Below are 24924 nucleotides of genomic sequence, written 5' to 3'. Positions count from 1 at the left end.
ACCTGACCCACCGCGGCGCCTGGATCGCCAGCAAGCTGGCTCCTACACGTTTTGCGGTGTGGGCGAGTAGCTATTTATCCGCGAATCCCTGTAGGAGCGAGCTTGCTCGCGATGGCGGCGTGTCTGATTCACCTTGGTGCCTGCATCGCGAGCAAGCTGCGCTCCTACAGGTTCTGTGGTGGGGGTAGGGCGGCGATAAATCCTGGTTGATTGCACTGAATCAATAAAAAGTGGAATGAAGAGTTCGGTGGATAACTTCGGCGAACGTTATTCCTTCGGGCGCGAACCGTGCACAGTCGGAAATGCCCGGTTCAATCCTGTCCGACACTTTTACAAACTAGCGCTGGCGAAAAGCTGAAATTGCGCCAATAGTTGGCGCTATTGGGTGTTTCGTTCGCCGTTGGTGCGTTTTCCGGACCGCTAATGGTGCGCTGTTCTTTCTCTCGGCAGGCCGCGTCAACTCTTGCTTTGTGCAAAGCGATAACAGCTGCTTTGCCAAAAATCCCCTTGTCAGGGCAAAAAAACCTTCCTCGACAGTTTCTGCACTTTTTTCGTTCGCGCCAGTGTTGTGCAAAGCCGTTCAGGCGGCCTTCCAGATAAAACGTTTCAGCGTCAACAGGGAGTGGAGCCCCCTGGCTGAATGAAAAGTGTCGCCAAAGTGTCATTTTTCCACCCTTGGGGACTTTATTCGCGGGGAGACGGGATTTGGGCACAGCGATTGCTAAAGCAGATAGACAGCCTTTGAATTCCAACGAAGTGTGCTGTTGAAGTTTCGGAAAACTTTCAGTTTGAAAGTTCACATTAAAACGAAAAAGGAGGTGACGAGTTCCACAACCAATGGACGTCATCGCGGGCGATCCATTGCCGAAAATCCATACGGGAAGTTTCGCCAAACGACTGGCGTCAATAAGTGGGGTATTTCCGCCGGCATCGAGTGGAATATTCAGGCCGCACAATGAGGTGCTCAACAGAACAGTTTCTATCGCTCAGCGTAAGGCCCGATTTATTGAAACAGAGAGTTTAAATAAAAAGCCGTTTAAACCACGGCGAGGAGTTGGGGTATGTCCCGTGCTTTTTTTAACGAAATGTATGATGCCAGTGGTGGCTGCCGCCCACATTACCAGGAGTTCGCCCGCTGGCTGGCGGACACCCCAGTGGAGCTGCTGGACCAGCGTCGGCGCGAAGCCGACCTGCTGTTCCACCGCGCTGGCATCACCTTCACGTTGTACGGTGACGAGCAAGGCACTGAACGGCTGATTCCCTTCGACATCATCCCGCGCAGCATCAAGGCCAGCGAATGGCGGAACGTCGAGCGCGGCTGCATCCAGCGGGTCCAGGCATTGAACATGTTCCTGGCCGATATCTACCACGGGCAACGCATTCTCAAGGAGGGCATCATCCCGGCCGAGCAGGTGCTGGCCAACGAGGGTTACCAGGTGGCGATGCGCGGCCTGGACCTGCATCGCAATATCTATTCGCACATCTCCGGCGTCGACCTGGTGCGTGACGGCGACGGCAGCTACTACGTGCTGGAAGACAACCTGCGCACCCCCAGCGGCGTCAGCTACATGCTCGAAGACCGCAAGATGATGATGCGCCTGTTCCCCGAACTCTTCGCTGCGCAACGGGTGGCGCCCATTGACCACTACCCGAACCTGCTGCTCGATACCCTGAAAAGCTCCAGCCCGCTGGACAACCCGACGGTGGTGGTGCTGACCCCGGGGCGTTTCAACAGCGCCTATTTCGAGCATGCGTTCCTGGCCCGGGAGATGGGCGTGGAACTGGTGGAGGGCGCCGACCTGTTCGTGCGCGACGACCGCGTGTTCATGCGCACCACCTCCGGCGCCCAGGCGGTGGACGTGATCTACCGTCGCCTCGACGACGCCTTCCTCGACCCCTTGTCGTTCAACCCCGATTCCATGCTCGGCGTGCCCGGGCTGATCGCCGCCTACCGTTCCGGCAACGTGGTGCTGGCCAACGCGGTGGGCACCGGGGTGGCGGACGACAAGTCGATCTATCCCTATGTCGACGAGATGATCCGCTTCTACCTGAGCGAGGAACCGATCCTGAAGAACGTGCCGACCTGGCAATGCCGCAAACCCGAGGAGCTGTCCCACGTACTGGCCAACCTGCCGGACCTGGTGGTCAAGGAAACCCAGGGCTCCGGCGGCTACGGCATGCTGGTGGGGCCGGCGGCCACGGCGGCGGAGATCGAAGACTTCCGCGCCCGGCTCAAGGCCCGCCCGGAAGCCTATATCGCCCAACCCACCCTGTGCCTGTCGACCTGCCCGACCTTTGTCGAGAACGGCATTGCGCCGCGGCATATCGACTTGCGCCCGTTCGTCCTGTCGGGCAGCGAAACCCGCCTGGTACCGGGCGGCCTGACCCGCGTGGCATTGCGCGAAGGTTCGCTGGTGGTGAACTCGTCGCAGGGCGGCGGCACCAAAGACACCTGGGTCGTGGAGGATTGACCGATGCTTTCAAGAACCGCTGCAGACCTCTACTGGATGTCCCGTTACCTGGAGCGCGCCGAGAACCTGGCGCGCATGCTCGAAGTCAGTTATTCGCTGTCGCTGATGCCCCAGGCGGGGCGCAGTGACGGCCATGCCGAGCTGGCGATGTCGCTGCTGGCCGCCGGCACCCTGGACGACTACAACCAGCGTTATGGCGAGCTGAACAGCGAACGCATGCTGCACTTCTTCGCCCTCGACGAAACCAACCCCGGCAGCATCTATTGCTGCCTGCGGGCGGCGCGGACCAACGCCCATGCGGTGCGCGGGCGCATCACCGCCGACATGTGGGAAAACATCAACGCTACCTGGCTGGAGATGCGCAACATCGCCAAGAGCGGACTGGGGCGCTACGGCATCAGCCATTTCTGCGAATGGGTCAAGGAGCGCTCACACCTGTTCCGTGGCGCGACCTCGGGCACCATCATGCGCAACGATGCCTATTGCTTCATTCGCCTGGGCACCTTTATCGAGCGGGCCGACAACACCCTGCGCCTGCTGGATGCACGCTACGAAATGTTCGGCGAGGAATCGGAGGAGGTCAGCGACAACTCGGCCCGTGGCTACTACCAGTGGAGCGCCTTGCTCCGTGCCCTGTCCTCGTTCGAGGCGTTCAACGAGATCTACCGCAACGCGCCGGGGGCCGAGCAGGTGTCCGAGATGCTGCTGTTGCGCGCCGACGTACCGCGTTCGCTGCACGCCTGCGTCGAGGAACTGGACCAGATCCTCGCCAGCCTGCCGGGCAACAACGGCCGTCCGGCCCAGCGCCTGGCCGCCGAGCTGAACGCACGCCTGCGCTACACCGGGATCGACGAGATCCTCGCGTCGGGGCTGCACCTGTGGCTGAGCGATTTCATCGCGCAGATCCGTCACCTGGGGCAGACCGTCCACGAATCCTATCTGGAGGTTGTATGAAACTTTCCATACGCCACGACACTACCTACAGCTACGCCGATGAAGTCTGCACCAGCATCCAGTTCCTGCGCCTGACACCGCAGAACAGCGAGCGCCAGCAGATCCTCGAATGGCACCTGGAACTGCCGCGCCTGGTGCGCAGCCAGCTCGACCCCTACGGCAATATCCTGCACGTGCTGACCATGGACGAGCCCCATGGCGCCCTGGTCCTGAGCGCCTATGGCCAGGTGGAAATCGACCAGGCCCGGGAGGTGGAACACGACAGCCAGTCGCCGCTGCCGTTCCTGCGCAGCAGCCCGCTGACCAAGGCCGACGCCGCCCTCAGCGCCTTCGCCGCGCAGCACTGCGGCACCCGGCGTGACCGCGCGGCGCTGATCGAGTTGATGCATGCCCTGGCCGCGCACATGGTCTACAGCCCGGGCGCGACCACGGTGGACACCACCGCGGCCGAGGCTTTCGCCGGCCGGGTCGGGGTCTGCCAGGACCACACCCATGCGTTCCTGGCTTGCGCCCGCGGCCTGGGGATTCCCGCGCGTTATGTCTCCGGCTACCTGTGCACCGAAGACGAAAGCCACCTGGCCAGCCACGCCTGGGCCGAGGCCTGGATCGACGACGGCTGGTACAGCTTCGACGTGACCAACCGCCTGGCCCGGCCGGAACGGCACCTGAAACTGGCGGTCGGCCTCGACTACCTCGACGCCTGCCCGGTGCGCGGCATGCGTCGCGGTGGTGGCGCCGAGCACATGCTGGCGCGAGTCCAGGTGAACTCGATGTTCCAGGTCCAGCACCAGTAGCGGTCTTTCCCGCGATCGGGCATGCCGGCTCCGGCATGCCCACCTCTTGAGCCAGGGAGCCCTGTGGCCCCTGCGCTTTTCTCAGCGCCTTTCAGACTTATCCTAAAGACAGCCTTTTATCCCGGTCCCTAGCATGCGCCGCTCCGCAGGCCTGCAAAGCAGCAGGCAGGCGCGGGAAAGGAAAGCAATGTTCAAGGGCAAGTCATGAAGAAATACACCACGGTCTTAAGCCTCTTGCTGGCGATGACCGGTTGTACCAGCAGCAATAAAGACACCTCCGAGGCAAGGCTCACGGAGAAAGAGGGCTACGTCCTTTCGAAAGGCGAGAGGGCGGTGGCGAAGAACCACCGGATCCGTTTCCTGGTCCTGCACTACACCGCGCTCGATCAGGAGAAGTCCTTCGAAACGCTGACGCGATCGGAACTGGTCAGCGCCAACTACCTGATTCCCGACCGGCCGAAGACCCACAAGGGCCTGCTGGTGGCCCATCAGTTGGTCGACGATCACGACCGGGCCTGGCATGCGGGGGTGAGCCAATGGAAAAACCGCAGCAACCTGAATGACACCTCGCTCGGTATCGAGATCGTCAACGCCGGTTGGGACCAGGACACGGGGCAGCCCCTGGGCATGCCCTACGGCGAGCGTCAGACCGAACTGCTGATCAGCCTGGCGCGAGACCTGATCGAAAAGTACGACATCCAGCCGACGGACATTGTCGGCCACTCGGATATCGCGCCGGGGCGCAAGATCGACCCGGGGCCGTTCTTTCCCTGGAAACGCCTGGCCGAAGCCGGCGTCGGCGCCTGGCCGGACGAGCCCACCATCGGCGACTACCAGGCCCGTTTCAGCGTCACGCCACCGAGCATGATGCAGGTGACCAAGGCCCTGCAAACCTATGGCTACGGTTATCTGGACCAAGGCCTGGAGGCCGTGGTGAAGGCGTTCCAGATGCGCTTCAACCAGGAGCATGTCAGTGGGGTGGTCGATATCAAGACCGCAGCCATCCTGTTTGCCCTGATCGACAAATATCACGGCGTAGAAAAGGCCCGGGATATTCTCCAGCCTGCGGAAGCTGCCGCGCTCGGCTAGGGGCGGTCGGTTCCGCCTGTATGGCGCCCCTATAAAAAAGCCCGCCGATCACCGAGGTGAAAGGCGGGCTTTTTCATTGGGGCGGGGGTCAGGTCAGACCTTGACGATCCAGCCCGCTGGCGCTTCGATGTCGCCGGTCTGTACGCCGGTCAGCTCTTTGTAGAGCTTCTGGGTGATCGGGCCGACTTCTTTTTCGCTGTAGAACACGTGCAGCTTGTCCTGGTACTCGATGCCGCCGATCGGCGTGATCACCGCGGCGGTACCGCAGGCGCCGGCTTCCTTGAAGTCCGACAGCTTGTCGATCAGCACGTCGCCTTCGATCACTTCCAGGCCCAGGCGGGTCTTGGCCAGTTCGATCAGCGACAGGCGGGTGATGCCTGGCAGTACCGACGGCGACTTCGGCGTGACGAATTTGTCGTCGTGGGTGATGCCGAAGAAGTTGGCCGAACCGACTTCCTCGATCTTCGAGTGGGTCAAAGGGTCCAGGTAGATGCAGTCGGCGAAGTGCTTCTTCTTGGCTTCCGAACCTGGCATCAGGCTGGCGGCGTAGTTGCCACCGACCTTGGCCGCTCCGGTGCCTTGTGGCGCCGCGCGGTCGTAGCTGGAGATCAGGAAGTTGTGCGGGGTCAGGCCGCCCTTGAAGTAGGCGCCGACCGGAATGGCGAAGATCGAGAAGATGAACTCGGGGGCGGTGCGCACGCCGATGTTGTCACCCACGCCGATCACGAACGGGCGCAGGTACAGCGCGCCGCCGGTGCCGTAAGGCGGGATGAAGCGCTCGTTGGCGCGAACCACTTCCTGACAGGCGGCAACAAATTGCTCGGTGGACACCTGCGGCATCAGCAGGCGCGCGCAGCTGCGCTGCATGCGGGCGGCGTTCTGGTCCGGGCGGAACAGGTTGATCGAACCGTCCTTGCAGCGGTAGGCCTTCAGGCCTTCGAAGCACTGCTGGCCATAGTGAAGGGCGGTGGAGCCTTCGCTGATGTGCAGCACGTTATCTTCGGTCAGGGTGCCTTTGTCCCACTCGCTGTTACGCCAGTGCGACAGATAGCGCTTGTCTGTCTTGATGTAGTCAAAACCCAGCTTGTCCCAATTGATGCTTTCGTTACCCATGACACCCTCTATCGCTTAACAACCGTCGCAACGGCTCAAGGCTTCTGACGTTTTTTGGATGGGCACAACAATACTGCATTCCGGGGGGCCACCGCATCCCGGGCGATGGGAGGGGAAGCAAAAAAACTTAGCCTGCTCATGAACCCTCCTGTCGTCATGTGGATCGAGCCCCAAAGGCCGCGGCGAGCTGTTTCTGTAGGAGCGAAGCTTGCTCGCGATGGCGCCGGCACGGACGGCTCGATTTCCCCGCCGTGCTCATTGGCCCTATCGCGGGCAAGCCTCGTTCCTACAGACCCGGTGTTTACAGATGCAAGGCGTGGCCCAGGGCGCGCAATGCCGCTTCCTGCACCGCCTCGCCCAGGGTCGGATGGGCGTGGATGGTGCCGGCGATATCTTCCAGGCGTGCGCCCATTTCCAGGGACTGGCCGAAAGCCGTGGACAGCTCGGACACGCCGACGCCCACCGCCTGCCAGCCAACAATCAGGTGATTGTCACGGCGTGCCACCACCCGCACGAAACCGTTTTTCGATTCCAGGGTCATGGCGCGGCCGTTGGCGGCGAACGGGAAGCTCGACACGATGCAATCCAGGCCGGCGGCCTTGGCCTCGTCCGGGGTCTTGCCGACCACCACCAGTTCCGGGTCGGTGAAGCACACCGCGGCAATGGCTGTCGGGTTGAACTCCCGGTGCTGGCCGGCGATCAGCTCGGCGACCATCTCGCCCTGGGCCATGGCCCGGTGCGCGAGCATCGGTTCGCCGGCGAGGTCGCCGATGGCCCAGACATTGCGCATGCTGGTCTGGCAACGCTGGTCGATGCGGATGGCCGAGCCGTTCATGTCCAGGTTCAGCGCTTCGAGGTTCCAGCCCTGGGTGTTCGGCTTGCGGCCGACCGCCACCAGCACCTGGTCGGTTTCCAGCTTCAGGCTGTCGCCGTTCGGGTCGCGCACTTGCAGGCTGTGGGTCGCGGCATCGAAGCCTTCGACGCTGTGCTTGAGGTAGAGCTTGATCCCCAGTTGTTTCACCGATTCGAGCACCGGTTGGGTCAGCTCGGCGTCATAGGCCGGCAGGATGCGCTCCTGGGCCTCGACCACGCTGACTTCGGCGCCGAGCTTGCGGTAGGCGATGCCCAGCTCCAGGCCGATATAACCGCCACCGACCACGATCAAGCGCTTGGGCAGGGCCTTGGGCGCCAGGGCTTCGGTGGAGGAGATGATCGGCCCGCCAATCGGCAGCATCGGCAGGTTGACGCTTTTCGAACCGCTGGCCAGCAGCAGGTGCTCGCACTGGATGCGGGTGTCGGCGCCTTCGATTTCCACGGTCTTGCCGTCGATGACCTTGGCCCAGCCATGGATCACCTGGACCTTGTGCTTTCTCAGCAGGGCGGCGACGCCGGTGGTCAGGCGGTCGACGATGCCGTCTTTCCATTCCACGCTCTTGCCGATGTCCAGGGTCGGCGCCGAGACATTGATGCCCAGGGCCGAGCCCTGGCTGTGATGGCGGGTCTGCTGGAATTGTTCGGCGACATGGATCAGCGCCTTGGACGGGATGCAGCCGATGTTCAGGCAGGTACCGCCCAATGCCTGGCCTTCCACCAGAATGGTCGAGATGCCCAGCTGGCCGGCGCGGATCGCCGCCACATAACCGCCAGGGCCACCGCCGATGATCAGCAAGGTAGTGTTCAGAGTTTGTTGCATGAGTTACTCCAGAAACAGACTGGCGGGTTGTTCGAGCAGGCCGCGAATGGCCTGGATGAAGAGCGCCGCGTCCATGCCGTCGACCACCCGGTGATCGAAGGAGCTGGAGAGGTTCATCATCTTGCGGACCACGATCTGGCCTTTGATCACCATCGGCCGTTCGACGATCTTGTTCACCCCGACGATCGCCACTTCCGGCAGGTTCAGCACCGGCGTGCTGACGATGCCGCCCAGGGCGCCGAGGCTGGTCAGGGTGATGGTCGAGCCGGACAGTTCGTCGCGGGCCGCCTTGCCGCTGCGCGCGGCTGTAGCCAGGCGTGAGATTTCCGCGGCGCTGTCCCACAGGCTGCGGGCTTCGGCGTGCTTGACCACCGGCACCATCAGGCCGACGTCGCTTTGCGTGGCCACCCCGACATGCACCGCGCCATGGCGGGTGATGACCTGGGCTTCGTCGTCGTAACGCGCGTTGATCTGCGGGAAGTCACGCAGGGCCACGACCAGGGCCCGCACCAGGAACGGCAGTAGGGTCAGCTTGCCGCGGGTGGCGCCGTGTTTTTCATTGAGGTGCGCGCGCAGTTCTTCCACGGCGGTGACGTCGATTTCCTCGACATAACTGAAGTGGGCGGCACGCTGGGTGGCTTCCTGCATGCGCTGGGCGATCTTGCGGCGCATGCCGATCACCGGGATCTGCTCTTCGTCGTGACGCTGGGCATAACCGGACGGCGCCGAGCCGCTGCGTGCGCTCTGGGTGCCCTGGGCCAGGTAGGCGTCCAGGTCTTCGTGGAGGATGCGTCCGGCCGGGCCGCTGCCCTGCACCAGGCGCAGCTGGATGCCCAGGTCCAGCGCATGCTTGCGCACGGCCGGGGAGGCCAGCGGGCGCTCGTCGGCGTCGCGGGCCACCGGCGCTTGTGGCGCGGGGTGGCACGCGGCGACGGGTTTGCTTTCCAGCACTGGCGCGGCTTCGACCTTGGGTGCCACCACCAGCGGTGCTGCTTCTTTAATAGGGGCAGGTTCCTTGACCAGCTGATCGGACGCCTTGAGGTTGCCGGCGCCTTCGACCTCGATGCTGATCAATATACTGCCCACCGCCATCACTTCGCCGGGCTGGCCGCCCAGGGAGATGACCTTGCCGTGCACCGGGGAGGGGATATCCACCATGGCCTTGTCGGTCATGACGTCGGCCAGCACCTGGTCCTCGACCACCAGGTCGCCGACCTTGACGTGCCACTGCGCCAGTTCTACTTCTGCGATGCCTTCGCCGATGTCCGGCATCTTGATAACGTGCGTGCCCATTCAGACCTCCATGACCCGTTGCAAAGCCGCGCCCACTCGGGACGGGCCAGGGAAATACGCCCACTCCTGCGCGTGCGGGTAGGGGGTGTCCCAGCCGGTCACGCGTTCGATAGGCGCTTCCAGGTGGTGGAAGCAGTGTTCTTGCACCAGCGACACCAGCTCGGCGCCGAACCCGCAGGTGCGGGTGGCTTCGTGGACCACCACGCAGCGGCCGGTCTTCTTCACCGACTTGACGATGGTCTCCAGGTCCAGCGGCCACAGGCTGCGCAGGTCGATGACCTCGGCGTCGATCCCGGTTTCCTCGGCGGCCACTTGCGAGACATACACCGTGGTGCCGTAGGTCAGCACGGTGACGTCCTTGCCCGGGCGAGCGATGGCAGCGACGTCCAGCGGCACCTTGTAGTAGCCGTCCGGCACCTGGGCCGACGGGTGTTTCGACCAGGGGGTTACCGGGCGGTCGTGGTGGCCGTCGAACGGGCCGTTGTACAGGCGCTTGGGCTCGAGGAAGATCACCGGGTCATCGTTTTCGATGGAGGCGATCAGCAGGCCCTTGGCGTCGTAGGGATTGGACGGCATCACGGTGCGCAGGCCGCAGACCTGGGTGAACACCGCCTCGATGCTCTGGCTGTGGGTCTGGCCGCCGTAGATGCCGCCGCCGCAGGGCATGCGCATGGTCAGCGGCGCGGTGAACTGGCCGGCGGAGCGATAACGCAGGCGCGCCGCTTCGGAAATGATCTGGTCCGTGGCCGGGTAGACGTAGTCGGCGAACTGGATTTCTGCCACCGGGCGCAGGCCGTAGGCGCCCATGCCGACGGCGACGCCGACGATGCCGCTTTCCGAGATCGGGGCGTCGAACACCCGCGAGGTGCCGTACTTGGTCTGCAGGCCCTCGGTGCAACGGAACACGCCGCCGAAATAACCGACGTCCTGGCCGAACACCACCACGTTGTCGTCACGCTCTAGCATCACATCCATGGCCGAGCGCAGGGCCTGGATCATGGTCATGGTGGTCGTGGTCATGGCGGTTTCCAACTGGATATTGTTGTTGTGGTCGTTCATGTCAGATTCCCAGTTGCTGGCGTTGGCGCTTGAGGTGCTCGGGCATTTCCTTGTACACGTCCTCGAACATGGTCGCGGCGCTGGGGATCTGCCCGCCGGCGAGGGTGCCGTACTGCTCGGCCTGTTTCTGCGCGGCGATGACTTCGGCTTCCAGTTCGGCGCTGACCGCGGCGTGTTCCTCTTCGGACCACTGGCCGATCTTGATCAGGTGCTGCTTGAGGCGGGCGATCGGGTCGCCGAGGGGGAAGTGGCTCCAGTCGTCGGCCGGGCGATACTTGGACGGGTCGTCGGAAGTGGAGTGCGGGCCGGCGCGGTAGGTGACCCATTCGATCAGGGTCGGGCCGAGGTTGCGCCGGGCGCGTTCGGCGGCCCAGCGGGACGCGGCGTAGACCGCGATGAAGTCGTTGCCGTCCACCCGCAGCGAGGCGATGCCGCAACCCACGCCGCGTCCGGCGAAGGTGGTGGCTTCACCGCCGGCGATGGCCTGGAAGGTGGAGATCGCCCACTGGTTGTTGACCACGTTGAGGATCACCGGCGCGCGGTACACGTGGGCGAAGGTCAGGGCGGTGTGGAAGTCCGACTCGGCGGTGGCGCCGTCGCCGATCCAGGCCGAGGCGATCTTGGTATCGCCCTTGATCGCCGAGGCCATGCCCCAGCCCACGCCCTGCACGAACTGGGTGGCCAGGTTGCCGGAGATGGTGAAGAAACCGGCTTCTTTCACCGAGTACATGATCGGCAACTGGCGCCCCTTGAGCGGATCGCGCTCGTTGGACAACAGCTGGCAGATCATGTCCACCAGCGGCACGTCGCGGGCCATCAGGATGCTTTGCTGGCGGTAGGTGGGGAAGCACATGTCGTCGATGTTCAACGCCAGGGCCTGGGCGCTGCCGATGGCTTCCTCGCCGAGGCTCTGCATGTAGAACGACATCTTCTTCTGGCGCTGGGCGACCACCATGCGGTTGTCGAAGATCCGCGTCTTGAGCATGGCGCGCATGCCCTGGCGCAGCACCTCGCTGGGCACCTCTTCGGCCCATTCGCCCAGGGCATTGCCCTGGTCGTCGAGCACGCGAATCAGGCCACGGGCCAGGTCGGCGGTGTCAGCGGGTTCTACATCGATTGGGGGTTTGCGCACCGTGCCAGCGTCGGTCAGACGCAGGTAGGAGAAGTCGGTTTTGCAACCGGGACGGCCTGAGGGTTCGGGCACGTGCAGGCGCAGCGGTTCGTACGCTTGGGTCATGGCTTGTCTACGCTCGATCTTGTGAATTTCTTGTAGTGGGCGCGCTTAGCTGACAGTCATTCTTTGGGTAAAAGAAATCTTGTCCTACAACAATCATAGGCCGGGCCAAGGAGAATATTTATCTCTGTTTCGTTGCGCTAAAGATGATTTGCAGATAAAAAAACTGCATAAACATAAAAAACAGGTTGATTTGTCTCATGCGCAAACTGGACCGTACCGACATCGGCATTCTCAACAGCCTCCAGGAGAATGCTCGCATCACCAACGCCGACCTCGCCCGTTCGGTGAACCTTTCGCCCACCCCGTGTTTCAACCGCGTGCGCGCCATGGAGGAGTTGGGGCTGATCCGCGAGCAGGTGACCCTGCTGGATGCCGACCTGCTGGGGCTGCACGTCAATGTGTTCATTCACGTCAGCCTGGAGAAGCAGGTGGAAGAGGCGCTGCAGCATTTCGAAGAGGCGATCGCCGACCGTCCGGAAGTCATGGAGTGCTACCTGATGGCGGGCGATCCGGACTACTTGATCCGCGTGCTGGTGCCGACCATCCAGGCCTTGGAGCGCTTCATGATGGACTTCCTGACCAAGGTGCCCGGCGTGGCCAACATCCGTTCCAGCTTCGCCCTCAAGCAGGTGCGCTACAAGACTGCGCTGCCGTTGCCGGCCAATGGGTTGACGCTGGGGAATTGAGCTTCATTGAAGGCGTGCAGGGCAGGACCGGCCTCATCGCGGGCAATCGAGCGTCGACCGGCCGCTCCTACAGAAGCACGCGATCTTCTTCTGTAGGAGCGAGGCTTGCCCGCGATAACCATCGACGGGCCGCCGCCGCTCGCGGATCGACCCACCGACCACCCGCCCAACGCATAACGCCTCAGTCGTTATACGCCGTCTCGCTGTTATCGATCAGCGGGTTGTTCTCCGTCAGCACGATCTGCGCGATCCGGTCCTTGCGCATAAAGCTGACCTTCGGGTGGGACTGGGCGTAGCGGATAAAACGCTCCACCGCTTCGACCATCGCCGGCGTGCCGCCGATACGGTCGTGCAAGCTCACCGACATCATCCGCCGCCGGCTCGCGCCTTCGGCGTACAGGCGATCGAACTCCAGCACCAACTGCTGATAGAACTGCTCGGCGGAGAAGTGCCGGCCCTCGATCAGCACGATGTCGTTGTTGCGCAGGGTGTAGGGCACCACGGCGAATTTCTTGCCGCGCACCAGGGTGACAAAAGGTTCGTCACGGCTGACGTCATCGATGTGGTAGGTGAAATTCAGCTCCTGCAACACCTTCAGGGTGTTGGGGCTGCGCCGCAGCCAGTTGGCGTTGTAGCCGACCGAGCGCTGGCCGGTGAGCTTCCGCACCGCGTCCACGCCATCGCCGATGAATTGTTTTTCCTGGGCGTAGCTCATGTTGTAAGAGTCGGCCCAACGCATGCCGTGGGCCGCCACCTCATGGCCGCGCTCGGCGATGGCCTTGACCAGCTCCGGGTGTTTCAGCGCGGCTTCACCGACCACATGGGAAGTGACCTTGATGCCGGTGCGGTCCCATAGGTCGAGCAGGCGCCACAGGCCTTCCTTGTGGCCGTAGTCGAACCAGGTGTTGGCCGGCAGGTCGGGGTAGCCCTTGGGCAGCGGGCTTGCGGAAAACGGGCTTTCGGCGCCCTCCGGCTGGCCGCCGGTCTCGAACTGCATGGAAAACGACAGCACCAGTTGCGAGCCGTCCGGCCAAGGGCGCTCCTGGGCGAACGCCAGGGCCGGCGCCAGCAGGCTGAGGGCGAGCAGGCGCTTGAACCAGCGCGAGTTTTTGTGGGGGGACATGGTGGCACTCCTTGAGGAAAAAGTGCCCATAGGCTGGCATCAGGTTTTTGCTTGAAAAATCCCCTCGAAACCAGATCACCTTTAAAGAAAATTTACCAATCGAGCACGGGATTGCCTGGACTGGCCTAATCGCGGGCAATCGAGCGTCGACCGGCCGCTCCTACAGAAGCGATGCGCACTCCGTAGGAGCGAGGCTTGCCCGCGATAGGGCCCTCCCAGACGCCGCCCATCTTAGAGCGTTCCGCTGAACACCCGCTCCACCACACCGGCCAGCCGCACCTTGCCCTGACCGTCCCAACTGACGGTGACCGGGCCACCGTCGCACAGCACTCGGACCGGGCTGTCCAGCAAGCCGCGGCGTATGCCGTTGACCGCCGCGCCGCAGGAGCACGAGCCGGAACCCAAAGGAATGGCGCCGTTGCGTTCCCAGATGCGCAGGCGAATGGTCTGGCGGTCGATGACCTGGACGAAATGCACATTGGTCTTCTGTGGGAACAGCGGATGCGCCTCGATCTGCGGGCCCAGGGTCGCCACATCGATGGCTTGCAGGTCCTCGACGAAAAAGGTGCAGTGCGGGTTGCCCATGCTGCACGCCGCCGGCTCGCCGGGCAGGGGCAGGGCCAGGCTGTCGAGCGCCGTCGCCAGCGGAATCTCCTGCCAGGCGAACTGCGGCATACCCATCTCCACCGACACCGACTGATCGTCCAGGCGCATGCAGTGCTGGATGCCGCGGACGGTTTTCACCCGCACCGAGTTTTCGCCGCTTTCGCGCATCAGCAGGTCGGCCGCGCCCCGGGTCGCGCTGCCACAGGTGCTCAGGCTGGAACCATCGGCATTCCAGAAGGTCAGTTGCGCCGCCGTCTCGGGGCAATGGCTGAGCACCACCAGCTGATTGAAACCCACGCCACGATGGCGGTCGCCCAGGGATCTGGCCAGCTCCTCGGTGATCGGGTTGTCGCGCCCACGGGCATCGACCAGCATGAAGTCGTCGCCATTGGCATGCAGCTTCTGAAAGGACAGGGGCATTGCGGGGCTCCGCGGGAGGCACAGGTGACGGCCGATTCTAGGGGGCGCGCAGCGGCAATGATAGGCAGGGCCTGTGGCGGATTTGCGTCAGCGCCACGGGTATTTCGTCCGGCGGCCGGCAGTGGGGTGAAAAAATCCTCCGCGGCGTGATTGGCTTTGCATAAAGTTCGTCAATCGAGCCCGGCAGTTTGCCTGGATCCCAAGGTTTTCCGGCACACTGCCGGGCACCCCGGAACAACTCTGGATCGTCCGCCACTCGGGCGGACATGGAACAAGGTCAGCGAATGGCAAGGTCAATGAATGGATAGCTACGCCCCGCGCAACTGGCAACCCCACGAAAAGCCCAGCTTGCCCGGCTCCCCCTCGACGCCGCTGCACCCCAGCCACAAGCGCCTGGCCTATGCCCTGGTCGGTCTACTGGTGGCGATCACCGGCGGCCTCGGCAACTCCCTGGTGGTCGCCAACCTGCAGTATCTGCAAGGGGCGCTGGGCGCGACCACGGCGGAAATGGCCTGGCTGCCGGCGGCCTACGTGATGACCAACGTGTCGATGAACCTGCTGCTGGTGAAGTTTCGCCAGCAGTTCGGCCTGCGTGCCTTTACCGAAGTGTTCCTGGTGCTCTATGCGCTGGTGACCTTCGGCCACCTGTTCGTCAACGACCTGAGTTCGGCTATCGCCGTGCGCGCGGCCCACGGCATGGTCGGCGCGGCCCTGAGTTCCCTGGGCCTGTACTACATGGTCCAGGCGTTCCCGGCCAAGTGGCGGATGAAGGCCCTGGTGCTCGGGTTGGGCGCCTCGCAACTGGCCTTGCCCCTGGCCCGGCTGTTTTCCGAAGACCTGCTGCAGATCGCCGAATGGCGCGGCCTGTACCTGTTCGAGCTGGGGCTGGCGCTGGCCTCCCTGGGCTGCGTGTTCCTGCTCAAGCTGCCGCCCGGCGACCGTTTCCGCACCTTCGAGAAACTCGACTTCCTGACCTTCGCCATCCTCGCCAGCGGCGTCGCGCTGCTGTGCGCGGTACTGTCCCTGGGGCGCATCGACTGGTGGCTGGAGGCGCCGTGGATCGGTATCGCTTCGGCCGGCTCCATCGTGCTGATCCTCGCCGGCCTGGCCATCGAACATAACCGCAGCAACCCGATGCTGATGACTCGCTGGCTGGGCAGCGGGGCGGCGATCCGCCTGGCCCTGGCAGTGATCCTGATCCGCATGGTGCTGTCCGAGCAGTCCACCGGCGCCGTGGGCTTTCTCCAGGCGCTGAACATGAGCAGCCAGCAGATGCGCCTGCTGTATGGGGTGATGCTGCTGGGCAGTATCGCGGGTCTCGCCACCAGTGCCCTGACCATCAACCCGGCGCACCTGCTGATGCCGCTGGTCATCTCCCTGGCGCTGATGGCCGTGGGTTCGGTGATGGACAGCTTCTCCAGTAACCTCACGCGCCCGGCCAACATGTATTTCAGCCAGTTCCTGCTGGCCTTCGGCGGGACCTTCTTTCTCGGCCCGACCATGGTCCTGGGCACGCGCAACGTGCTGACCAACCCGCGCAACCTGGTGAGCTTCTCGGTGCTGTTCGGCATCTGCCAGAACCTCGGCGGGCTGATCGGCTCGGCGCTGCTGGGGACCTTCCAGATCGTCCGCGAGAAATACCATTCCAGCCATATCGTCGAGCAACTGGTGATGATGGACCCGCGGGTGCTGGGCCGGGTGCAGAGCGGCGGGGCGGCGGTCGGCAGGGTGATCGCCGACCCGCAGGCCCGCGAGCTGCAAGGCATCCGCAGCCTGGCCAGCGCCGCCACCCGCGAAGCCAACGTGCTGGCCTACAACGATGTGTTCATGCTGATCGCGGTGATCGCCGTGCTGACCATGATCTGGATCTTCATTCGCAGCCTGTGGCTGATGAGCACGACCAAGGCGGTCGCGCCCGCAACCTCAACCCCAGCCACGACTCCCGTCCAACCCAGCGGTGCCATTTCTTCATGACCGAACCGACCATCACCACCACCAACGCCATTGCCTCGACGCCGGAAGGCAGCGCGCCGCCCTCGATGCCGATCACCGAGCCGCGTTCGCTGCGGGTGCGAATCATCTCGTCCCTGGGGTTCGCCGCGATCGCCATCAGCGGCGTGCTGGTCGTGCTCTATGCCTGGCAGTTGCCGCCGTTCAGCAGCGCCATCGAAAGCACCGAGAACGCCCTGATGCGGGGCCAGGTGACGATCATCGGGCCGCAGCTCAGCGGTTATGTGTTCGAGGTGCCGGTGCAGGACTTCCAGTTCGTCAAGGCCGGCGACCTGCTGGTGCGCCTCGACGACCGCATCTACAAGCAGCGCCTGGAGCAGTCCCTGGCCCAGCTGGCGTCGCAGAAGGCGGCCCTGGCCAATGTGGTGCAGCAACGCAACAGCGCCGAAGCCACCATCAAGCTGCGCCAGGCGGCGCTGGCCGACAGCCAGGCCCAGGCGCGCAAGAGTGCCGCCGACCTGCGGCGCAACCAGGAGCTGATCGACGACGGTTCGGTGTCCCAGCGTGACCTGGACGTGACCCGCGCCGCCAACGCCCAGACCCTCGCCGCGGTGGCCCAGGCCCAGGCGCAGCTGGACATTGCCCGCCAGGACCTGCAGACGGTGATCGTCAATCGCGGCTCGCTGGAGGCCGCGGTGGCCAACGCCGAGGCGGCGGTGCAACTGGCGCGGATCGACCTGTCCAATACCCGGGTCACCGCGCCGCGGGATGGCCAGCTGGGGCAGATCGGCGTGCGCCTGGGGGCTTACGTCAACTCCGGGGCGCAGCTGATGTCGCTGGTGCCGAACCAGCTCTGGGTGATCGCCAACATGAAGGAAACCCAGATGGACAACATCCGCGTCGGCCAGCCCGCGAGCTTCACCGTCGATGCGCTCAACCACCGCAAATTCCACGGCCATGTGCAGCGCATCTCGCCGGCCACCGGCTCGGAGTTCGCGTTGTTGCAGGCCGACAACGCCACCGGCAACTTCGTCAAGATCGCCCAGCGGATACCGGTGCGCATCACCGTCGACCCCGACCAGGCAGAAAGCGAGCGCCTGCGCCCGGGGATGTCGGTGGTGGTGAGTATCGATACGGCTGGGAAGGGGGATGAGCACATCGAGTGATGTGCTCCCCTTGTAGGAGCGAGGCTTGCCCGCGATGAGGCCCGCCCGGCCAATACAGATCCGGAGCTGGCGTCAGATTCAAGATCCTATCGCGGGCAAGCCTCGCTCCTACAGATGCGCTCAGGCGGCGATCAGTGGCGGCAGGGTGCCGAGCAGGGACACGGCCGCCACCGCGGCGATCCCCAGCAACCATTCCAGCAGCACGCTACGGCGCAGGGTGCCCAGGCGTTGCTGGCAGTCCTCGATCCGCAGGCGGTTGAACAGGGCCAGGGCGAACATGCCGCACACCAGCAGCACCTTGATCAGCAGGATCAGGGCAAAGCCGGACAGCAGCGGCGTCGGCCACAACTGCCCGGTCAGGACCCGCACATTGATCAGCCCGCTGAGGGTCAACCCGGCCACCAGCCCATAACCGACCCCACTGAAACGCCGCAACAGCTGGCCCAGCGGCAGGCCGTCCGCTTGCCGCAGAATCATCAGCAGCACCAGCAAACCGCCGAGCCACAGGCTGACGCAGCCCAGGTGGACGATCTGGTTGAGGATCAGCAACCGACCGCCGAGGCCGTCGAGCATGGCGCCGTGGCCCACGGGGGCGAGGGTGGCCAGCAGCAGGGCGGCGAGGATCAGCCGTAGCGTCAGCCACTCACTCAGGCGAGTCAGCAGCAACACCACCAGCGCGCCATTGAGCAGCAGATGCCAGCTCCATACCTGGCCAAAAAAGGTGTTGCACAGCACCAGCTGCAAGGTCGCCGGATCCAGGGCCGCGGCGCCGCTGCCGGCCATGCTGGCGGTGATCAGCAGCAACCAGCAGACGCCCGTGGCCAGGGCGATCCCGGCCAGCCAGCGGCCGAGTCGGGTCAGGTTGCGATCCAGTGCGGCAAAGGGCTCGCGCCCCAACAGCAGGGGCCTGAACACCCAGGCCCCGAACAGCAGCAGGACTGCCGCGAAATGCACGAAGCGGCAGAGCACCAACAGGGTCGACATCGGTTACTGGCCGACCTTGAAGCTGTAGCTGCCTTCGCTCGTGTGGGTATCGACCGACACCGCGTGCCACTCGACCTTGTAGGCGCCCGCCGCCAGCGGCGCCGCCGGAGTCACGATCAGGGTCTTTTTGTCCGCGCCTTCGGTGGCCAGGGCTTTGACGGCGACCGCCGCGCCATCCTTGCTCAGGCTGACTTTGGTGAAGGTCGCCTCGACGCCTTCGGAGAACACCAGGCGCAGTTCGCTCGGCGCGCTCACCGTGCTGTCGGCGGCCGGGACCTGGCTTTGCAGGTGAGCATGGGCGAAGGCCGAGGAAGCGGCGACGAGAGAGGCCAGCAGGGCGCTGGCGGTCAGGAGTTTTTTCAGCATGGGAAATACCTGTTCAATGAGTGTCGGGTAGTCGCTGTGCCGATGAGTATAAGGACCACGGCAGGGTCGCTGGATGAAACATCGGCGCGCTGTTCAAGGGGTTTTCAGGCGCATATGAATGATCGGGAACGGCCGACCCTGGCCATCGGTTTCCGAGCGGCCGATGTCTTCGAAACCGTAGTGCCGATAAAAACCATGGGCCTGGGGGTTCTGTTCGTTGACGTCGACACTGAGCCGTGGATGGCGGCTGCGCACGTGGTCCAGCAGTTGTCGGCCGACTCCCTGGCCACGGCGGGCCGGTTCGATAAACAGCATTTCCACCTTTTCGCCGGCGCTGGCGATAAAGCCGGCCGGGGTGCCGTCGTCATCCACCAGCAGCCAGACCTCGAGGGCCGGCAGGTAGGTGTCGCGCACCAGGGGGTAGAGCAGTTGGATATCGTCTTCGCTAATAACGTCGTGGGTGGCCCGCACCGAGCGGTCCCACAGGGCGGCTAGCTGCGGATCGTCCGCGGGCCAGCGTTTTCGAATGTGCATGAGCATGATCCATGGCGGCGTTGCAGGATGGCCGAAACCCTCAGGGTTCGGCGGCGAAAGTCCTGCCTGCATGTCCGTGTCGCGAATCAACGCCTGGACGGAACACTTCAGGTGCCTGGGAATAAGGCGGGAAGGATCCTAACCAATCGTTTTGGCCGGGGAAAGCCAGGTACAGGAAGTTTCGTTTTTGTACGAGGGCCAATGGTAGTCTTGCAGCAGACTGTTTGCAGGGAGCCCATATGGGCAATCACAAGATCGAGATCCGTCGCAGCAACGTCGAGAAGATCCTCCTGGCGGCGGAAAAGGTGTTCGCCGAAAAAGGCTTCAGCGGCACCGCCATGGCCGATATCGCCGCCGAGGTGCAATTGCCGCGCTCCAACCTGCATTACTACTTCAGCACCAAGAGCGAGCTGTACAGTGCGGTGCTGCTGGAGCTGCTGGAGCTGTGGAAGCAGGACGCCCTGTGCTTCGAGATGTTCGACGACCCGCGGGTGGTGCTCAGCAGCTACATCCGCGCCAAGATGAACCATTCTCGCAGCCGGCCCTATGGCTCGAAAGTCTGGGCCAACGAAATCATCCACGGCGCGCCGACCCTGGGCGAGGCTCTGGACGCCAGCCTGTACGACTGGGCGAAGATGAAGGAAGCGAAGATCCGCCAGTGGGTCGAAGACCAACGCATCCTGCCGGTGGAGCCGTCGAGCCTGCTGTACATGATCTGGGCCTCGACCCAGCACTACGCCGACTTCGATCACCAGATCATGATCATCAACGAGCACCAGCCGCTGTCGGACATGCAGTTCGAAAAGGCGGTGCAGACCGTGACCAGCGTGATTTTGCGCGGGATTGGGTTGGAGCCCTAGGCGTCCCTGATATCGCTATCGCGGGCAAGCCTCGCCCCTACAGAAGAAGACCGCACGCTTCTGTAGGAGCGTGGCTTGCCCGCGATGACGTCAGTCCAGTCAATGAGTGTTATCCGGCGAATCCTCTAACCATCCAGTCACACCGCCTCGCGATACGGATTGCGCGGATCATGCTGCCAGTCGAGGAACGGCTTGCCGGTGTCCTGGGGCACCATCTCGATGCAGTCCTGTACCGGGCAGGTGATCTGGCACAGGTTGCAGCCCACGCATTCGGCGTCGATCACCTCGTACTTATGCGTGCCGTCGGCCTGCCTGAGGCTGGCGATGGCCTGGTGCGAGGTGTCTTCGCAGGCGATATGGCAGCGGCCGCAGCCGATGCAGGCGTCCTGGTCGATCTTGGCGATCACCTGATAGTTGATATCCAGGTACTTCCAGTCGGTGGTGTTGCCCACGGCCTTGCCGGAAAACTGCTGCAGGCTGCTGTAGCCCTGGCTGTCCATCCACCGCGACAGGCCGTCCTTCATCTCCTCGACAATACGGAAACCATGAAGCATCGCCGCCGTGCACACCTGCACCGCGCCGCAGCCCAGGGCGACGAATTCCGCGGCGTCGCGCCAGCTGCCGATGCCGCCGATACCGCAGATCGGCAGGCCCTGGGTCTGCGGGTCGCGGGCGATCTCGGCCACCATGTTCAGTGCGATCGGCTTGACCGCCGAGCCGCAGTAGCCGCCGTGGGTGCTCTGGCTGCCGACCATGGGGTTGGCGACCATGCGCTCCAGATCGACGCTGGTGATCGAGTTGATGGTGTTGATCAGCGACACCGCGTCGGCGCCGCCGCGGTGGGCCGCGCGGGCGGCCATGCGGATGTCGGTGATGTTCGGCGTCAGCTTGACGATCACCGGCAGCGAGCAATAAGTCTTGCACCAGCGGGTGACCTGTTCCACGTACTCCGGCACCTGGCCGACCGCCGCGCCCATGCCGCGCTCCGGCATGCCGTGGGGGCAGCCGAAGTTCAGCTCGATGCCGTCGGCGCCGGTGGCTTCCACCAGCGGCAGGATGTTTTTCCACGACTCCTCGACGCAGGGCACCATCAGCGACACGATCAGCGCGCGGTCCGGCCAGTCCTTCTTGACCTGGGTGATTTCCTTGAGGTTGATCTCCAGGGAACGGTCGGTGATCAGTTCGATATTGTTGATGCCCAGCACTTCGCGGTTGGCGCCGAAGTGCGCCGAGTAGCGTGACGACACGTTGACCGCCGCCGGGTCCTCGCCCAGGGTTTTCCAGACCACACCGCCCCAGCCGGCCTCGAAGGCGCGGACCACGTTGTAGGCCTTGTCGGTGGGCGGCGCGGAGGCCAGCCAGAACGGGTTGGGGGCCTTGATACCGGCGAACACAATCGAGAGATCGGCCATTTACGCAGCCTCCACGTTGAGCATGAGTTGGGCATGCATGGCTTCGGCGGCCCGCTTGCCGTGTTGCACCGCCTGGACGGTGAGGTCCTGGCCGAGGCTGACGCAGTCGCCGCCGGCATACACCCCGGGGATGCTGGTGCGCAGTTGTTCGTCGACCTCGATGCGCTCGCCGGCGCGCTTGAGCTCGCGAGCCAGTGGGTCGCCCAGCGCGGCGCCGTCGAACGCCTGGCCGATGGCCTTGAAGATCGCGTCGGCGGCCAGCTCGAAGGTTTCCCCGGTGGTTTGCAGGCGGCCTTCCACCAGGCGGGTGCGGGCGAAGCGCATGCCGCGCACCTGGCCCTGGGCATCCAGCAACACTTCCTCAGGCGCGGCCCAGGTCAGCAGGCGCACCTGATTGGCCTTGGCGATGTCCTGTTCGTGTTTGGTCGCGCCCATGTCCTCGACGCCGCGGCGGTATACCAGGTTCACATCGCGGGCGCCGAGGCGGGCCATCTGCACCGCCATGTCGATCGCCGTGTTGCCGGCGCCGAGGACGATGCAGTGGTCGGCCAGGGGCAACTGAGTGAGGTCATTGGCCTGGCGCAGCTCACGAATGTACTCAGTGGCAGCCAGCAGGCCGGGGGCGTCCTCATGGGGCAGGCCCAGCTGTTTGCTGGCGGCCAGGCCGAGGCCGAGGAACACCGCGTCGAACTGCTGGTGCAGTTCGGTGAGGCTCAGGTTGTCGCCGAGTTTCTGCCCGTGGCGGATCTCGATACCGCCGATTTGCAACAGGAAATCCAGCTCCTTCTGGGCGAAGTCGTCCACCAGTTTGTACTTGGCGATCCCGTATTCATTGAGGCCGCCGGCTTTTTCCCTGGCCTCGAAAATCACCACCTCATGGCCGTGCATGGCGCAGCGGTGGGCGCACGATAGCCCCGCCGGCCCGGCGCCGACCACGGCGATGCGCTTGCCGGTGGCGGCAGCGCGCTGGAACGGATGCTGGCTGAAGTGCGCGTTGTCCACCGCGTAACGCTGCAACAGGCCGATCAGCACCGGCGCACATTCCTGGGCGTTGTTGCGCACGCAGGCCTGCTGGCACAGGATCTCCGTCGGGCACACCCGGGCGCAGCTGCCGCCGAGGATATTGGCCGAGAGAATCTTCTGCGCCGCGCCTTGCACGTTGTCGGTGTGGATATGGCGGATGAACGAGGGAATGTCGATCTCGCTGGGGCAGGCGTTGACGCACGGCGCGTCGTAGCAATACAGGCAGCGCGAGGCTTCCAGGTGCGCCTGGCGGTCGTTGAGCGGCGGTGCCAGGTCGCTGAAATGGCCGGCGAGGGTGGCGCCATCCTCCTGGGGATGGGGCAAGTGGTTCAGGGTCTTGATCACGGTTCAGGCCTCAGGGTTTTTTGTCGATTGCCTCTGACGGGCATTGTTTTCACATCCACTCGAACGCTGTAGCCGCTGCCGAGCAACGCGAGGCTGCGATCGGCTGCGCAGCAGGCGCAGGATCTTGAGATCGCTGAAGGCCTTCGGCCTTATCGCAGCCTGCGGCAGCGGCTACAGGTATCCGGTTTATGGGCTTGGCTCAGCGTTTGACGGCCGTCGGCTTGTGCGCCTCGGCGCGCTTGCTCAGCAGGTCGAACACCGCCGGATAGGCCGGGCGCTCGACATAACGACCCGCGCCGCGTTCGGCGCGCAGGTCACCGTCGGCCCAGACCAGCTTGCCCTGGCTGATGGTGTGGCTGGGCACGCCGCGCACGGTCTTGCCTTCGAAGATGTTGAAGTCCACCTGCTGGTGGTGGGTCTTGGCCGAGATGGTCCGTGTGCCTTGCGGGTCCCAGAGCACCAGGTCGGCATCGGCGCCGACGCGGATCGCGCCCTTGCGTGGGTAGAGGTTGAAGATCTTCGCCGCGTTGGTGGAAGTCAGGGCGACGAAGTCCTGCATCGACAGGCGTCCGCTGTTCACCCCCTCGTCCCAGAGCACGGCCATGCGGTCTTCGATGCCGGCGGTGCCGTTGGGGATCTTGCTGAAATCGTCGCGGCCGGCGGCTTTCTGCTCGGCGCAGAAGCAGCAGTGGTCGGTGGCGGTGGTGTGCAGGTTGCCCGATTGCAGGCCGTGCCACAGCGCGTCCTGATGCCCGCGGGGGCGGAAGGGCGGGCTCATCACGTAGCCGGCGGCGGTCTGCCAGTCCGGGTGGCGGTACACGCTGTCGTCCAGCAGCAGGTGCCCGGCCAGCACTTCGCCGTACACCGGCTGGCCTTTGCCGCGGGCGTAGGTGATTTCGTCCAGGGCCTCTTTGGTCGAGACGTGCACCAGGTACAGCGGCGTGCCGAGGGTTTCGGCAATGCGGATCGCCCGGCTGGCGGCTTCGCCTTCGACCTGGGAAGGGCGCGACAGCGGGTGCGCTTCCGGCCCGGTGATGCCCTGGGCCAGCAGCTTGCGTTGCAGGTGGTAGACCAGCTCGCCGTTCTCCGCGTGCACGGTCGGTACGGCGCCGAGTTCCAGGCAGCGCTCGAAGCTCGCCACCAGGGTGTCGTCGGCGGCCATGATCGCGTTCTTGTAGGCCATGAAATGCTTGAAGCTGTTGACCCCGTGCTGGCTCACCAGCTCGGCCATTTCCTCGCGCACCTGCTCGCTCCACCAGGTGATGGCGACGTGGAAGCCGTAGTCCGATGCCGACTTCTCGGCCCAGCCGCGCCACTGGTGAAAGGCCTCCAGCAGGGACTGCTGCGGGTTGGGAATCACGAAGTCGATGATCGAGGTGGTGCCGCCCGCCAGGCCCGCCGCGGTGCCGCTGAAGAAGTCTTCGCTGGCCACGGTGCCCATGAAGGGCAATTGCATATGGGTATGAGGATCGATGCCACCGGGCATCAGGTATTGGCCACTGCCATCGAGCACTTCGCAGCCTGCAGGGTTATCCAAATTGTTGTCCAGATTCTGGCCGATGGCCTTGATCACGCCGTCGGCGCACAACACATCGGCCTTATAACTTTCATCATGGGTAATAAGGGTGGCGCCACGGATCAACAGAGACATTCCGAGTTCCTCGCAGGCATGACCGGCTTATGCCGGTTCTAGTGTTCTTGTAATAAACATGCTGCGGAATTTTTATTCCTGTCAGCGGTGTCAGG

Annotated in this window: 22 protein-coding genes; 8 read left to right on the top strand and 14 right to left on the bottom strand. The window is 64.1% G+C overall.

What is annotated here, in order from left to right:
• Positions 1–311: 311 nt before the first annotated feature.
• Entirely contained in the window at positions 312–968 is a 657-nt protein-coding gene (locus J4D52_RS21420; protein WP_146018006.1) for a hypothetical protein, read from the bottom strand.
• A 93-nt stretch (positions 969–1061) separates the two neighbouring features.
• On the opposite strand from J4D52_RS21420, the gene J4D52_RS21415 reads away from it, so the two are divergent.
• The 4 genes from J4D52_RS21415 (at position 1062) to J4D52_RS21400 (ending at position 5308) form a co-directional block, all read left to right on the top strand.
• Positions 1062–2471, top strand: a complete 1410-nt coding sequence (locus J4D52_RS21415; protein ID WP_009043313.1) for a circularly permuted type 2 ATP-grasp protein — start codon at positions 1062–1064, stop codon at positions 2469–2471.
• A gap of 3 nt (positions 2472–2474) precedes the next feature.
• Positions 2475–3425 (top strand): alpha-E domain-containing protein, encoded by a 951-nt coding sequence (locus J4D52_RS21410; RefSeq protein ID WP_025809515.1) that lies wholly within the window; start codon positions 2475–2477, stop codon positions 3423–3425.
• Complete coding sequence (locus tag J4D52_RS21405) at positions 3422–4219, top strand: transglutaminase family protein (RefSeq protein WP_102677410.1); 798 nt, start codon at positions 3422–3424, stop codon at positions 4217–4219. Before J4D52_RS21410 ends, J4D52_RS21405 begins: the two co-directional genes overlap by 4 nt.
• Positions 4220–4423: 204 nt before the next feature.
• Positions 4424–5308, top strand: a complete 885-nt coding sequence (locus J4D52_RS21400) for an N-acetylmuramoyl-L-alanine amidase (RefSeq protein ID WP_102677411.1) — start codon at positions 4424–4426, stop codon at positions 5306–5308.
• Between the two features lie 93 nt (positions 5309–5401).
• Here the strand turns inward: J4D52_RS21400 and J4D52_RS21395 are convergent, their stop codons facing one another.
• The 5 genes from J4D52_RS21395 to J4D52_RS21375 all read right to left on the bottom strand — a co-directional run bounded on the left by J4D52_RS21395 (position 5402) and on the right by J4D52_RS21375 (position 11703).
• Positions 5402–6421, bottom strand: coding sequence for a branched-chain amino acid aminotransferase (locus tag J4D52_RS21395; RefSeq protein ID WP_102677412.1), 1020 nt, complete (start codon positions 6419–6421; stop codon positions 5402–5404).
• Positions 6422–6722: 301 nt separating this feature from the next.
• Positions 6723–8114, bottom strand: a complete 1392-nt coding sequence (gene lpdA / locus J4D52_RS21390; RefSeq protein ID WP_102677413.1) for a dihydrolipoyl dehydrogenase — start codon at positions 8112–8114, stop codon at positions 6723–6725.
• A gap of 3 nt (positions 8115–8117) precedes the next feature.
• A complete protein-coding gene (locus tag J4D52_RS21385; RefSeq protein ID WP_102677414.1) occupies positions 8118–9407 on the bottom strand; it encodes a dihydrolipoamide acetyltransferase family protein in 1290 nt (429 codons plus the stop codon).
• Positions 9408–10466: an alpha-ketoacid dehydrogenase subunit beta gene (locus J4D52_RS21380; RefSeq protein WP_025809506.1), complete on the bottom strand. Its 1059-nt coding sequence runs from the start codon at positions 10464–10466 to the stop codon at positions 9408–9410.
• A 1-nt stretch (position 10467) separates the two neighbouring features.
• A complete protein-coding gene (locus J4D52_RS21375) occupies positions 10468–11703 on the bottom strand; it encodes a 3-methyl-2-oxobutanoate dehydrogenase (2-methylpropanoyl-transferring) subunit alpha (protein WP_009048409.1) in 1236 nt (411 codons plus the stop codon).
• Between the two features lie 197 nt (positions 11704–11900).
• On the opposite strand from J4D52_RS21375, the gene bkdR reads away from it, so the two are divergent.
• The gene (bkdR, locus tag J4D52_RS21370) at positions 11901–12389 is read left to right on the top strand and encodes a Bkd operon transcriptional regulator BkdR (RefSeq protein ID WP_009048410.1); all 489 of its coding nucleotides are present in this window, start codon (positions 11901–11903) and stop codon (positions 12387–12389) included.
• Positions 12390–12570: 181 nt separating this feature from the next.
• Here bkdR and J4D52_RS21365 read toward each other — a convergent pair whose 3' ends face one another.
• Both J4D52_RS21365 and dapF read right to left on the bottom strand, forming a co-directional pair.
• Complete coding sequence (locus J4D52_RS21365) at positions 12571–13512, bottom strand: polysaccharide deacetylase family protein (RefSeq protein WP_025809504.1); 942 nt, start codon at positions 13510–13512, stop codon at positions 12571–12573.
• A gap of 231 nt (positions 13513–13743) precedes the next feature.
• On the bottom strand, positions 13744–14538 hold the full coding sequence (gene dapF / locus J4D52_RS21360) for a diaminopimelate epimerase (protein WP_025809503.1): 795 nt from the start codon (positions 14536–14538) through the stop codon (positions 13744–13746).
• 300 nt (positions 14539–14838) lie between these two features.
• Between dapF and J4D52_RS21355 the strand changes: the two genes are divergently transcribed.
• Together J4D52_RS21355 and J4D52_RS21350 are read left to right on the top strand one after the other, a co-directional pair.
• The gene (locus J4D52_RS21355) at positions 14839–16512 is read left to right on the top strand and encodes an MFS transporter (protein ID WP_102677415.1); all 1674 of its coding nucleotides are present in this window, start codon (positions 14839–14841) and stop codon (positions 16510–16512) included.
• A complete protein-coding gene (locus J4D52_RS21350; protein ID WP_102677416.1) occupies positions 16509–17654 on the top strand; it encodes an HlyD family secretion protein in 1146 nt (381 codons plus the stop codon). Before J4D52_RS21355 ends, J4D52_RS21350 begins: the two co-directional genes overlap by 4 nt.
• Before the next feature lie 120 nt (positions 17655–17774).
• On the opposite strand, the gene copD is transcribed toward J4D52_RS21350, so the two are convergent.
• From copD to J4D52_RS21335, 3 genes are all read right to left on the bottom strand, one after another.
• On the bottom strand, positions 17775–18638 hold the full coding sequence (gene copD / locus J4D52_RS21345; protein WP_102677417.1) for a copper homeostasis membrane protein CopD: 864 nt from the start codon (positions 18636–18638) through the stop codon (positions 17775–17777).
• Between the two features lie 3 nt (positions 18639–18641).
• Positions 18642–19004 (bottom strand): copper homeostasis periplasmic binding protein CopC, encoded by a 363-nt coding sequence (copC, locus tag J4D52_RS21340; protein ID WP_025809496.1) that lies wholly within the window; start codon positions 19002–19004, stop codon positions 18642–18644.
• 93 nt (positions 19005–19097) lie between these two features.
• Entirely contained in the window at positions 19098–19538 is a 441-nt protein-coding gene (locus J4D52_RS21335; protein WP_102677418.1) for an acetyltransferase, read from the bottom strand.
• A 239-nt stretch (positions 19539–19777) separates the two neighbouring features.
• Here J4D52_RS21335 and J4D52_RS21330 point away from each other — a divergent pair, with 239 nt between their 5' ends.
• Entirely contained in the window at positions 19778–20398 is a 621-nt protein-coding gene (locus J4D52_RS21330; protein ID WP_007922198.1) for a TetR/AcrR family transcriptional regulator, read from the top strand.
• A gap of 137 nt (positions 20399–20535) precedes the next feature.
• Here J4D52_RS21330 and preA read toward each other — a convergent pair whose 3' ends face one another.
• From preA to hydA, 3 genes are all read right to left on the bottom strand, one after another.
• Positions 20536–21810, bottom strand: a complete 1275-nt coding sequence (gene preA / locus J4D52_RS21325) for an NAD-dependent dihydropyrimidine dehydrogenase subunit PreA (protein WP_102677419.1) — start codon at positions 21808–21810, stop codon at positions 20536–20538.
• Complete coding sequence (locus J4D52_RS21320; protein ID WP_102677420.1) at positions 21811–23178, bottom strand: NAD(P)-dependent oxidoreductase; 1368 nt, start codon at positions 23176–23178, stop codon at positions 21811–21813.
• A gap of 199 nt (positions 23179–23377) precedes the next feature.
• Positions 23378–24829 (bottom strand): dihydropyrimidinase, encoded by a 1452-nt coding sequence (gene hydA / locus J4D52_RS21315; RefSeq protein ID WP_102677421.1) that lies wholly within the window; start codon positions 24827–24829, stop codon positions 23378–23380.
• Positions 24830–24924: the final 95 nt, after the last annotated feature.

This window comes from Pseudomonas sp. GW460-12-10-14-TSB1 (assembly GCF_017349775.1).
In the GTDB taxonomy this organism is placed as follows: domain Bacteria; phylum Pseudomonadota; class Gammaproteobacteria; order Pseudomonadales; family Pseudomonadaceae; genus Aquipseudomonas; species Aquipseudomonas piscium.
The sequence above is the reverse complement of the archived record's forward strand: the minus strand, read 5'-3'. Positions and strand labels throughout refer to the sequence as shown.

Coding starts and splice junctions, on each gene's coding strand:
- J4D52_RS21415 (WP_009043313.1), top strand. CDS start 1,062: ATGTCCCGTGCTTTTTTTAACGAAATGTATGATGCCAGTGGTGGCTGC.
- J4D52_RS21410 (WP_025809515.1), top strand. CDS start 2,475: ATGCTTTCAAGAACCGCTGCAGACCTCTACTGGATGTCCCGTTACCTG.
- J4D52_RS21405 (WP_102677410.1), top strand. CDS start 3,422: ATGAAACTTTCCATACGCCACGACACTACCTACAGCTACGCCGATGAA.
- J4D52_RS21400 (WP_102677411.1), top strand. CDS start 4,424: ATGAAGAAATACACCACGGTCTTAAGCCTCTTGCTGGCGATGACCGGT.
- J4D52_RS21395 (WP_102677412.1), bottom strand. CDS start 6,421: ATGGGTAACGAAAGCATCAATTGGGACAAGCTGGGTTTTGACTACATC.
- lpdA (WP_102677413.1), bottom strand. CDS start 8,114: ATGCAACAAACTCTGAACACTACCTTGCTGATCATCGGCGGTGGCCCT.
- J4D52_RS21385 (WP_102677414.1), bottom strand. CDS start 9,407: ATGGGCACGCACGTTATCAAGATGCCGGACATCGGCGAAGGCATCGCA.
- J4D52_RS21380 (WP_025809506.1), bottom strand. CDS start 10,466: ATGAACGACCACAACAACAATATCCAGTTGGAAACCGCCATGACCACG.
- J4D52_RS21375 (WP_009048409.1), bottom strand. CDS start 11,703: ATGACCCAAGCGTACGAACCGCTGCGCCTGCACGTGCCCGAACCCTCA.
- bkdR (WP_009048410.1), top strand. CDS start 11,901: ATGCGCAAACTGGACCGTACCGACATCGGCATTCTCAACAGCCTCCAG.
- J4D52_RS21365 (WP_025809504.1), bottom strand. CDS start 13,512: ATGTCCCCCCACAAAAACTCGCGCTGGTTCAAGCGCCTGCTCGCCCTC.
- dapF (WP_025809503.1), bottom strand. CDS start 14,538: ATGCCCCTGTCCTTTCAGAAGCTGCATGCCAATGGCGACGACTTCATG.
- J4D52_RS21355 (WP_102677415.1), top strand. CDS start 14,839: ATGGATAGCTACGCCCCGCGCAACTGGCAACCCCACGAAAAGCCCAGC.
- J4D52_RS21350 (WP_102677416.1), top strand. CDS start 16,509: ATGACCGAACCGACCATCACCACCACCAACGCCATTGCCTCGACGCCG.
- copD (WP_102677417.1), bottom strand. CDS start 18,638: ATGTCGACCCTGTTGGTGCTCTGCCGCTTCGTGCATTTCGCGGCAGTC.
- copC (WP_025809496.1), bottom strand. CDS start 19,004: ATGCTGAAAAAACTCCTGACCGCCAGCGCCCTGCTGGCCTCTCTCGTC.
- J4D52_RS21335 (WP_102677418.1), bottom strand. CDS start 19,538: ATGCACATTCGAAAACGCTGGCCCGCGGACGATCCGCAGCTAGCCGCC.
- J4D52_RS21330 (WP_007922198.1), top strand. CDS start 19,778: ATGGGCAATCACAAGATCGAGATCCGTCGCAGCAACGTCGAGAAGATC.
- preA (WP_102677419.1), bottom strand. CDS start 21,810: ATGGCCGATCTCTCGATTGTGTTCGCCGGTATCAAGGCCCCCAACCCG.
- hydA (WP_102677421.1), bottom strand. CDS start 24,829: ATGTCTCTGTTGATCCGTGGCGCCACCCTTATTACCCATGATGAAAGT.